The sequence below is a fragment of the Tianweitania sp. genome (assembly GCF_032053605.1).
In the GTDB taxonomy this organism is placed as follows: domain Bacteria; phylum Pseudomonadota; class Alphaproteobacteria; order Rhizobiales; family Rhizobiaceae; genus Tianweitania.
On sequence record NZ_DAMBUH010000106.1, the window covers coordinates 1 to 10,551 of the forward strand.

The window sequence follows — 10,551 nt, forward strand, 5'->3', positions numbered from 1 at the left end:
GCCTGCGGGCGCGTCACCGGCCGGAGCCGCGTCTGCTGGTGCCTCGCCAGCAGCGTCACCGCCGGGCTGGCCAGCCTGGGCCTTGTCGATGGAATCCACCGTCGCCTTCAAGGCCGCATCGGGGATCTGCACATCGGCCGACCCGCGCAGATCACGAACCAGCTTCAGGTAGTTGTCGCGCAGAAGCAGCGAACGAACCTGATCCTTCACCTGCTCGAAAGCCGGCGGCTGCTGTTCGCGCTTGTCTTCCACCTTGATGACATGAAAGCCGAACTGCGTCTGCACCGGCGTCTTGGTGTACTGGCCGGGCTCGAGCGCGAAGGCTGCCTTTTCGAATTCCGGCACCATCTGGTTCGGGCCGAAATAGCCGAGATCGCCGCCCTGCGCTGCCGCGCCGTCGGTCGATTTTTCCTTGGCGATCGCCTCGAAGTTGCCGCCCTCGTCGAGCTGCTTGATGACCGCGTCGGCTTCTTCCTTGGTTTTCACCAGAATGTGGCGGGCATGAACCTCGTTGACCGCCGGCTGCTTGGCGATTTCCTGGTCGTAGCGGGCGCGGATCGCATCATCGGTCACGCCGGCTGCGATGTCCTGTTCCACAACGGCGCTATGAAGCGCGCGCTGGCGCAGGAATTCCATGCGCTGCTTGAATTCGGGCTTCTCGGCCAGGCCATCGGCCTCGGCCTTGGCGGACAGCAGCTTGATTTCAATCAGGGCCGACAAAGCGGCGGCGCGCTTCTGTTCCGGCGGCAACTGCGCGAACTGCGGATCGAGATCGCTTTCGGCCAGGGTCAGCTGTGCTTCGGTGATCTGCTGACCATTCACCGTTGCAACAACGGCATCACTCTGGGCCAGCGCGCCGAAGCTGGTGCTGGCAAGAAGAGCTCCGGTCAGGAGCGCGGCCGCCAGCGGACGGTGGAAAGAAAAAGACATGAAGTCATCTCCAGGAAGGAAAACTTTGGCGACGGTCGCTTCGCTAACCGCCCTTCGTGAACTCAGCCACATCAAATGTGTCGGAATTCAAGGTCGACCAGTGCACTTCGCGCAGCGTTGACATCGCTCGGGCCCCCTCTTATCTCTCGCACAACTTTGCGTCCAGAACGGATTCAGGCGCCCATTTCGTTCATTCCGCTTCACTTCCATATGATTGCCGAGACGGATCGGGTGGAAACGGGGCAACCCGGCCTCGCCTTCGCGGTTTACGATTGAAAGGACCACAGGATGGTCAGCTTCGGCGGCTTTGCCCGCAAGATTTTCGGATCGTCCAATGATCGTCGCGTCAAAGGATTCAGTTCCAAAGTAGCCGCGATCAACGCGCTGGAGCCGGAATTGTCCGGCCTGTCCGATGAAGCCCTGCGGGCTCGGACAAACGAGTTCAGAACGCAGATCGCTGCCGGCCGTTCGCTCGACGACATTCTGGTTCCGGCTTTCGCCACTGTTCGCGAGGCGTCCAAGCGCGTCTTCGGCATGCGTCATTTCGACGTGCAGCTGATCGGCGGCATGGTTCTGCATGAAGGCGACATCGCCGAAATGCGCACCGGCGAAGGCAAGACGCTGGTCGCCACCCTGCCGGTCTATCTCAACGCCCTTGAAGGCAAGGGCGTGCATGTCGTGACGGTCAACGACTATCTGGCCAGCCGCGACGCCGAACAGATGGGTCGCCTTTATAGCTTCCTCGGCCTGTCCACCGGCATCATCGTGCACGGGCTTTCGGACGAGCAGCGCAAGGCGGCTTACGCCTGCGACGTGACCTACGGCACGAACAACGAGCTCGGCTTCGATTATCTGCGCGATAACATGAAGTATGAGCGCGCGCAGATGGTGCAGCGCGGTCATAACTATTCCATCGTCGACGAAGTGGACTCGATCCTGGTCGACGAAGCGCGCACGCCGCTGATCATTTCCGGCCCGCTCGAAGACAAGTCCGACCTTTATCTCGCCGTCGACGGCTTCATGCCGCAGCTCGAAGCGGCCGATTACGAGGTCGATGAAAAGCAGCGCACCGCGATCTTCACCGAAGAAGGCACGGAAAAGATCGAGACCATGCTGAGCGCGGCCGGCCTGTTGAAGGGCGACTCGCTTTACGACATCGAGAATGTCTCGATCGTCCACCACGTCAACAACGCACTGAAGGCGCATCGCCTGTTTCAGCGCGACAAGGACTATATCGTCCGCAACGACGAAATCGTCATCATCGACGAATTCACCGGCCGCATGATGCCGGGCCGCCGCTATTCGGAAGGCCTGCACCAGGCGCTGGAAGCCAAGGAACACGTCCAGGTTCAGCCCGAGAACCAGACGCTGGCTTCCATCACCTTCCAGAACTATTTCCGCATGTACAAGAAGCTGTCCGGCATGACCGGTACGGCCTCAACCGAAGCGGAAGAGTTCGGCAACATCTACAATCTCGAAGTCGTCGAAGTACCGACCAACCTGCCCGTCCAGCGTTTGGACGAGGACGACGAAGTCTACCGCACGGTCGAGGAAAAGTACCGCGCCGTTGTGCGCGACATCCGCGCCGCCAGCGAAAAGAACCAGCCGATCCTGGTGGGCACGACCTCTATCGAGAAATCGGAACTCCTGGCCGAGCGCCTGCGCAAGGACGGTGTGAAGGGCTTCCAGGTCCTCAACGCCCGCCACCACGAGCAGGAAGCGACCATCGTTGCGCAGGCCGGTGCGCCTGGCGCCATCACCATCGCCACCAACATGGCTGGCCGCGGCACCGACATCCAGCTCGGCGGCAATGCTGATATGCGAATTGCGCAGGAACTCGGCGACATGGAAGCCGGTCCCGAGCGCGACGCGGCCGAGCAGGCGATCAAGGATGACATCAAGCGTTTGAAGGAAATCGCGATCGCTGCCGGCGGCCTTTACGTGCTGGCCACCGAGCGCCATGAATCGCGCCGCATCGACAACCAGCTGCGCGGCCGTTCCGGTCGTCAGGGCGATCCGGGCCGCTCGAAGTTCTACCTGTCGCTTCAGGATGACCTGATGCGCATCTTCGGCTCTGACCGAATGGATTCCATGCTGCAACGCCTTGGCCTCAAGGAAGACGAGGCCATCATCCATCCCTGGATCAACAAGGCTCTGGAAAAGGCGCAGAAGAAGGTCGAAGCGCGCAACTTCGACATGCGCAAGAACGTCCTGAAATACGATGACGTCATGAACGACCAGCGCAAGGTCGTGTTCGAACAGCGCATCGAGATGATGGAAGGCGGCGAGGAACTCGGCGAAGTCGTCAAGGAAATGCGCGAAGAGGTGATCGACGCGCTGGTCGCCAAGCACATCCCCGAAACGGCCTATGCCGAGCAGTGGGACGTGGCGGGCCTGCAGGAGGCCGTGCGCGAAGGGCTCAACCTCGATCTGCCGATCGTCGAATGGGCTGCCGAAGAAGGCATCGCCGAAGACGACATCCATGCCCGCATCACCGAAGCAGCCGACGCCGCCGCCAAGGCGCGCGAAGAACGCTTCGGCCCGGAAGTGCTGGCTTATGTCGAGAAGTCGATCCTGTTGCAGACGCTCGACCATCTGTGGCGCGAGCATCTCGTCAATCTCGACCATCTCCGTTCGGCCGTGGGCCTGCGCGGTTATGCGCAGCGCGATCCGCTCAACGAATATAAGAGCGAGTCCTTCGAGCTGTTCCAGGCTCTGCTCGCCAATCTGCGTGAGGTCGTGACCAGCCAGATGATGCGCGTGGAACTGGTGCGTCAGGCCGCAGAAGAGCCGCTGCCGGATGCCCCGCGCATGTTCGGCGAGCATATCGACGCGACCACCGGCGAAGACGACTTCAACGAAGGCGAGACCTACCAGGGCGGCGGCGACCTGGCGCTGATCGAGCGCGAAGACACCCGCGTGGTTGCCCCGGAAGACCGCGACCCCAACGATCAATCCACCTGGGGCAAGGTCGGCCGCAACGAGCTTTGCCCCTGCGGTTCGGGCAAGAAATACAAGCACTGCCACGGTACGTTCGCCTGAGACGCAGTGACGGAAGAATAAGGAACCGGCTCGAAAGGGCCGGTTTTTTGTTGAGCGACTGGAAGCGGCGGAACCGAAGTTTGTCGTCGTGGTGATGGTGGAGAGGTTGGTACCCCCACCCTTTATCCCTCCCCTCAAGGGGGAGGGAGGCGTCATCGTAATGCGCTGACTACCGAATCTGTCACCTGGCTCGAATCGATGCGTTTCAACTTCAGTATGCCATCCGGTGCTCATAGTGGCGCTTCTAACTGCGGTCCCACCCAGCGCGAGGCCTCAGACTCCCCCCTCCCCCTTGAGGGGAGGGGTAAGGGGTGGGGGTCCCTCGCTGGCCGCCCCGCCCCCAACCCACCTGTCCGCTCCATCAATCCAGCCCGAACCGTTTTTTAAAGACTCCGCGCTAAGCCAGAGACCATCGAAGTCGGAGTATGTGTGTGCGTTTTTCGGCGGCAACGACGGCCGAGCGCTTCCTGCCGGAGCGATTGGCGAGCCGGGCTCGTCCCTTGCTCGACCAGGTCGACGCCTTGTTGATCCCGCGTGATGCGCGTGATCAGGCTGGTCGCATCTCGTTGATCGCCTTCGCCATCCGCATCTTAAGCGCAGCCATCGCCTTCATCAGCCAGGTCTTCATGGCCCGCTGGATAGGCTCCTTCGAGTACGGCATCTTCGTGCTGGTCTGGGTCGCCGTGGTGATCCTCGGCAACCTCTCCTGCTTCGGCTTCCACACGGCGGTGATCCGCTTCATTCCGGAATATCGCGAAACGGACCGACCGGATCATCTGCGCGGCATCCTGTTCGGCAGCCGCATCTTCACGCTGGTCGCTTCCAGCTCGATCGCCGCACTCGGCGCGCTGGGTTTGTACCTTTTTTCCGGTTCGGTCGAACCCTATTACATCGTGCCCTTCGCGCTCGGCATCGTAATGCTGCCGATGATCGCCCTGTCGGACACGCTGCAGGGCATTGCCCGCGCCAATGCCTGGGCAGTCGCCGCGCTCGCGCCCGCTTATGTCGTGCGCCCGACTTTGCTGCTCGTGTTCATGGCCGGCCTGCTGCTTGCCGGCTGGGAGCCCGATGCGCGAACCTCGCTGATTGCCGCGATCGCTGCGACCTATGTGACGGCACTGTATCAGGTGCTGAGCGTAACCGGCCCGGCTGATCGCGTTGCAGGACGCGGCCCGCGCCATATCGACATGCGGACATGGCTGGCCGTGTCCCTGCCGATCTTCCTGATCGAAGGCTTTACGTTCCTGCTCACCAACGCCGACGTGCTGGTCGTCGGCTTCTATCTCGAGCCGCATGATGTCGCGATCTATTATGCGACCGTCAAAACGCTGGCGTTGGTGCATTTCGTGTATTTCGCGGTCAAGACCGGTGCGGCCCAGCGCTACGCGCAGCTCATCCATGCCGGTGAAGAGCGGCGCCTCAAGGCCTTTGCGCGCGAAACCGTGGCCTGGACCTTCTGGCCGTCGGTTGGCATGGGCCTGTTCGTGCTCGCAGCCGGCTGGCCGCTGCTTTCCCTGTTCGGGGCAGAATTCACCACGGGCTATCCGCTTTTGTTCGTTCTGGTGGCAGGCGTCATCGCGCGCGCAAGCGTGGGGCCGGCGGAAAGCCTGCTCACGATGAGCGGGCAACAAAATATCTGCGCCGGCGTTTATGCGGCGACGCTTGCGGTCAACCTGACCTGCAACGCGCTTCTCATTCCACAGATCGGGCTTTGGGGCGCAGCCGTCGCCACCTCCGCTGCAATGATCTTCGAGGCAATCGCGCTGGCGGTTGTTGTCTGGATCAAGCTGGGGCTGGTGATGGTGATCGGCTTCCAGGCCACGCCGGCACGCGGCAGGAGTTCATAGATGGCCGCGACCCCGATCCTGGAAGAACTCAGCACGTCCAGCTCCGGCTCGATGATCGCGCAGCTGGCAGGCTTCACGCCGCGTTTGACCAACCACGGCGAGCAGATCGAAAATATGGGGCCGGTGCGCCCGCTGCGCCGTCTCGCGATCTATCCGGCTGCAGCCGGCTTCGACCTCGTGGATGAGCTCGACCATCTGTGCGCGCGCACGGTTGAACCCAACGTTTTCTTCAATCCGCGCTTCCTCGCCCCGGCAATGCCGCGTTTGGAAGACCGCGAAATCAGGCTGGCGGTGATGCGTGACGGCGAAGGCGACGACAGCCGTTTGCGCTTCCTTTTGCCCTTCTCCATCGAGCGACCCGGCGTGCCGCTCGCGGTGCCCGTTCTGCGCAGCTGGGCCAACCCGTTCGGACCGCTCGGCACGCCGCTGATCGACCGCGACGATCCGATCGGGGTCATCGAAGACTTCCTGGCCATGCTTTCGCGGCCGCATCTGAACTTTCCCAAGGCCTTCGTTCTGCCGGACATCCGGCTCGATGGCCCGGTGGCCGGCCTGTTCCGCCATGTCAGCGAAACCCGCAACCTGCCGCTCGACATCGTCGACCGGGTTGAGCGGCCTTATCTGCAAAGCGAGCTGGAAGGCGACGCCTATCTCAAGCGCGCGCTAAGCGCCCACCACTTCCGCGAGTTCAAGCGCTTGAAGCGGCGGCTGGGCGAAAAGGGCAAGCTCGATTACGCCATTCACCGCCAGCCCGACGATGTCCGCATCGCCACCGAAGCCTTTCTGACGCTGGAAATGGATGGCTGGAAAGGCCGCGAGCGCTCCGCCATGGCCGCCGACCGCTACCGTGCGGCCTTCGCGCGCGAGGCGGTTTATCGCCTGTCCGAAGCCGATAATTGCCGCGCCCATGTTTTGTCGCTCGACGACAAGCCGATCGCGGTGCTGCTGGTGTTTATCGAAAACGGCGTCGCCTACACCTGGAAGACGGCCTATGACGAGACCTATTCGGCCTTTTCGCCCGGCACGCTGCTGGCGATGGAAGTGACGCGCACCCATCTCGATGATCCCAACATCCAGGCAACCGATTCCTGCGCCGTGCCCGATCATCCCGTGATGAGCCGGATCTGGAGCGAACGCGCGCAGTTCGGAACGATGATCATCGGCCTGACGCCGGATACGGACCGCCATGTGCGGCAGGCCGCGCAGCAGATCCACCTTTATCGCGAAAGCCGCAACATGGCGCGCCTGGTCCGCAACCGGATCCGCAAACTGATCGGGCGGCGCCGTTAAGCGTCGCCCGATACGAATTTGATGGGGAGGAACATCCTCCCGCCTCCGCCGTGCTGCTTAGGCTGCAGTACGGGGCAGATCGAAATGCAGCGCCATGCCGCGATGAGCGGCCGAGGCAACAATCAGATCCTCGATTTCCCGATCGCTGGCCGACGAGGCCGGCAGAACGGATTTGATCGCTCGGGTCGCGTCGGCGGTTGAAATTGCCGACAGTTTGGAACGCCTGGACAAAAGGTACTGATCAACTACGTCTTGGATGCTTCTGCTGGGCGGCGCCATGACGTCCTCCTCTTCACATCGCTTATTTCTGATACAGTCTCGCCGACGGCTCATGCACAAAGATTAATATAAGCACGACATTTCGAGACTGTTTGCAATTTTCCCGAAGCGCCTGTGTGAGTGCGGCCCGGGAACACCGCCTATCTAGAAGCTCAATCCGGCTTTTTCCCGACCGGAGCATTATCATTTTGTGACTTGGCGCTATAGGTCGGCTCGACGACGCCTTGGTCGTTTTCTCCTTCCACCATGCTCAATGCTTTGATGCGCTGCAATCAACGTCCTGTTCACGCTGGCTTGGTAAGCTCGCGCCGGTTGTTGATTTCATCATCGCAGCTTTCAACCGGGAACCACTATGTCGCCGCAAGATCCGCTACGTCTGGAGGTTGTTCGAGACCTCGCGGTCATGGACGACACCAGCAGCCAGGAAGCCTACGACCGCATCGCGCGGATCGCTCAGGAAATGTTCGACATGCCGGTGGTGCTGATCACCTTCATGGATGGACAGCGGCAATGGTTCAAATCGCATCTGGGCACGAACAGGCGCGAAAACACGCCCGATCAATCCTTCTGCCGCGTGCCGATCGCCACGAAAAAGACCACGGTGGTGGAAAATGCGCTGGGCGATGACCGCTTCTGCGGCTTGCAGGATGTAACCGGCGGCCCATCGCTCCGCTTCTATGCCGGCGCGCCGCTGATGACCCATGACGGTTTCGCCGTCGGCACACTGTGCTTGTTCGACGTCAAGCCGCGCACGCTCACCCCCTATCAGGTGCGAATGCTGGAAGACCTGGCAGCGCTCGTCATGATCCAGGTGAAGAGCGACCGGGCGATCGGCCGTGTCGATCCTCTCACCCGTTTGCCCAACCGCATCCAGTTCCTCCTCAGCCTGCAAGACATGATCCGGGCCGACCCGAGCAGCACCTGCTGGATCGTGCTGGTGGACGTGATCGACAACCGCAATGCCCATGACGTGATCGGTGCACTGGGTATCGATTTCTACAATGAGCAGGTCCGCCATGCCGCGACGATCCTGAAGCGGCATCTGCCGGACAACACCGTTTATCACATCGGCGGCGCCTACCTCGCCTTCATGCTGGATGCCGCCAAGGGTGATCCCGAAACGCTGATCAAACAGCTGGACGCGGATCTGCGCGAGCCGCTGGTGACCAGCCGAGGCACGCCGTCTGCGCTCAATCCCTGCTTTGGCCTTCGATCAGCCGGCTTGATGGAAATGTCCTCGCCGGATGTTCTTCGCACCGTGCTTTCGGCGGCGCGCGAGGCACGCTTGAGCGAGCGACTTTATGCGACCTATGACAGCGACAGTGACGATGCGCAAAAGCGCATGTACAGCCTCCTGTCCGACCTGCCGGAAGCGCTGCGCTCGCAAAAGCAGCTTTACCTCGTTTACCAGCCGCGCATCGATGTGGCGTCGCGCCAGTGCATTGCGGCCGAAGCCTTGCTGCGGTGGAACCACCCGCATTGGGGTCCTGTGTCGCCGGCCGAGTTCTTCCCGCTGGTGGAAAAAACCGGCTTGATCCACGAAGTCACGGACTGGGTGATGCGCAATGTGATGCGCCAGATCGCGGCCTGGCAGGCTGCCGGCATCGACCTGTCCGTTTCCTTCAACATTTCCTCGAAGAACCTGTTCGAGGACGATCTCGTTTCACGGCTGGCCGAAGTGCTGAACGCCACCGGCGTCGATCCCTCCCGGCTCGAAATCGAGGTGGTCGAGGACATGAACCTCGACAACAGCCATGTCGCGTCCGAGCGGCTGAAAGAGATCCGCGAGCTTGGTGTGGGCGTGGCGATCGACGATTTCGGCAGCGGCTACAGCAACCTCGCTTACCTCCTGTCCCTGCCTGCGACCTCGCTCAAGATCGACCGCTCGCTGGTGGCGCAGGCGCTGACCGATCCCAACGCAGCCGTGACGGTGCCGACCGTCATCAAGCTCGGTCACGATCTCGGCTACCACATGGTGGCCGAAGGCGTGGAGCGGCCGGAAACCTTCGAGCAGCTCAAGGCATGGGGCTGTGACGAGGTGCAGGGCTACCTGTTCGGGCGCCCGATGGAGCCGGTAGCCTTCGAAAGCTGGCTCGCAACGTCCCACCAGCCCAGCCTCGCCCCGGCCTGATCCAACGCCCTGCCCTCAAGCGGCGGGAGCGGACTAGAGCATTTCCGGCGAAAGAAGAATCGCCAGCAATGCTCTATCTCTTTGTTTAGACGCGATTTCCGGACGCAAAACCGCTTCGCGCTTTTGCTGGAATTGCTCTAGCCGAGCACGCGGATCGTATGCAGCGCGATCATGCGCTCTTCATCGGTGCGGATGATGCGCACGGTCACTGCGCTTTCCGGCGCGCTGATGATCGCTTCGCCGCGGATGTTGGCGGCGTCATCCAGAACAAGCCCTGTCCAGGCCAGGCGCTGGCAGATCCGGGTGCGGATACCGGCATTGTTTTCGCCGATGCCGGCGGTAAAGACGAGACCGTCCAGCCCTTCCAGGCTCGACATCAACCCGCCAGCTTCGCGCGCCGCGCGCCAAGCGAAAAGGTCGATCGCTTCCTCGGCTTCAACAGCATCGCTTGCCGCCAGCGCCCGCATGTCGCTGGAAATGCCGGACACGCCCAGCAGACCGGAGCGCTTGTAAAGCAGGTCCTCGACTTCGGCCGCACTCATGCCAAGCGCGGTCTGGAAATGCAGGATGACGCCGGGATCGATCGCGCCGGAGCGCGTGCCCATCATCAAGCCATCCAGCGCCGTGAAGCCCATCGTGGTATCAACGCTGCGCCCTTCACGGATGCCGCACAGGCTGGCCCCGTTTCCGAGATGCGCGACGATTACGCGCCCTTCCGCCATTACGGGATCGAGCTCGCGCAAACGGCGGGCGATGTATTCATAGGACAGCCCGTGAAAGCCGTAGCGGCGGATACCCTGCTCATGCAGCGCGCGCGGAATGGCAAAGCGCGTGGCCACCGCCGCGCGGTCGTGATGGAAGGCCGTGTCGAAACAGGCGATCTGCGGCAGATCCGGCGCGATCGCGCTGACGGCGCGAATGCCGGCGAGGTTATGCGGCTGGTGCAGCGGCGCCAGCGAACACAGATCGTCCAGCGCCTGCAACACCTCGGCATCGATCAGGCACGGCGCGGCAAAGCGCGTGCCGCCATGC

General features: G+C 62.1%; 7 protein-coding genes. 4 read left to right on the top strand and 3 right to left on the bottom strand.

Features of this window, described 5'->3' with window-relative positions; genetic code table 11:
- Positions 1 to 930, bottom strand: a 930-nt coding sequence (locus RTX98_RS17295) for a peptidylprolyl isomerase (RefSeq protein WP_416223158.1), incomplete at its 3' end; no start/stop codon positions are given.
- Between the two features lie 288 nt (positions 931 to 1,218).
- On the opposite strand from RTX98_RS17295, the gene secA reads away from it, so the two are divergent.
- The 3 genes from secA to RTX98_RS17310 all read left to right on the top strand — a co-directional run bounded on the left by secA (position 1,219) and on the right by RTX98_RS17310 (position 7,109).
- The gene (gene secA, locus RTX98_RS17300) at positions 1,219 to 3,972 is read left to right on the top strand and encodes a preprotein translocase subunit SecA (protein ID WP_312798054.1); all 2,754 of its coding nucleotides are present in this window, start codon (positions 1,219 to 1,221) and stop codon (positions 3,970 to 3,972) included.
- Positions 3,973 to 4,403: 431 nt separating this feature from the next.
- A complete protein-coding gene (locus RTX98_RS17305) occupies positions 4,404 to 5,819 on the top strand; it encodes a lipopolysaccharide biosynthesis protein (RefSeq protein ID WP_312798055.1) in 1,416 nt (471 codons plus the stop codon).
- The gene (locus tag RTX98_RS17310) at positions 5,820 to 7,109 is read left to right on the top strand and encodes a GNAT family N-acetyltransferase (RefSeq protein ID WP_312798056.1); all 1,290 of its coding nucleotides are present in this window, start codon (positions 5,820 to 5,822) and stop codon (positions 7,107 to 7,109) included.
- A gap of 57 nt (positions 7,110 to 7,166) precedes the next feature.
- Here RTX98_RS17310 and RTX98_RS17315 read toward each other — a convergent pair whose 3' ends face one another.
- Positions 7,167 to 7,388 (bottom strand): hypothetical protein, encoded by a 222-nt coding sequence (locus tag RTX98_RS17315; protein WP_312798057.1) that lies wholly within the window; start codon positions 7,386 to 7,388, stop codon positions 7,167 to 7,169.
- 352 nt (positions 7,389 to 7,740) lie between these two features.
- Here RTX98_RS17315 and RTX98_RS17320 point away from each other — a divergent pair, with 352 nt between their 5' ends.
- Positions 7,741 to 9,519: an EAL domain-containing protein gene (locus RTX98_RS17320; protein ID WP_312798058.1), complete on the top strand. Its 1,779-nt coding sequence runs from the start codon at positions 7,741 to 7,743 to the stop codon at positions 9,517 to 9,519.
- Between the two features lie 137 nt (positions 9,520 to 9,656).
- Here the strand turns inward: RTX98_RS17320 and RTX98_RS17325 are convergent.
- A partial coding sequence (locus RTX98_RS17325; protein ID WP_312798059.1) for an acetate/propionate family kinase occupies positions 9,657 to 10,551 on the bottom strand: 895 nt, incomplete at its 5' end.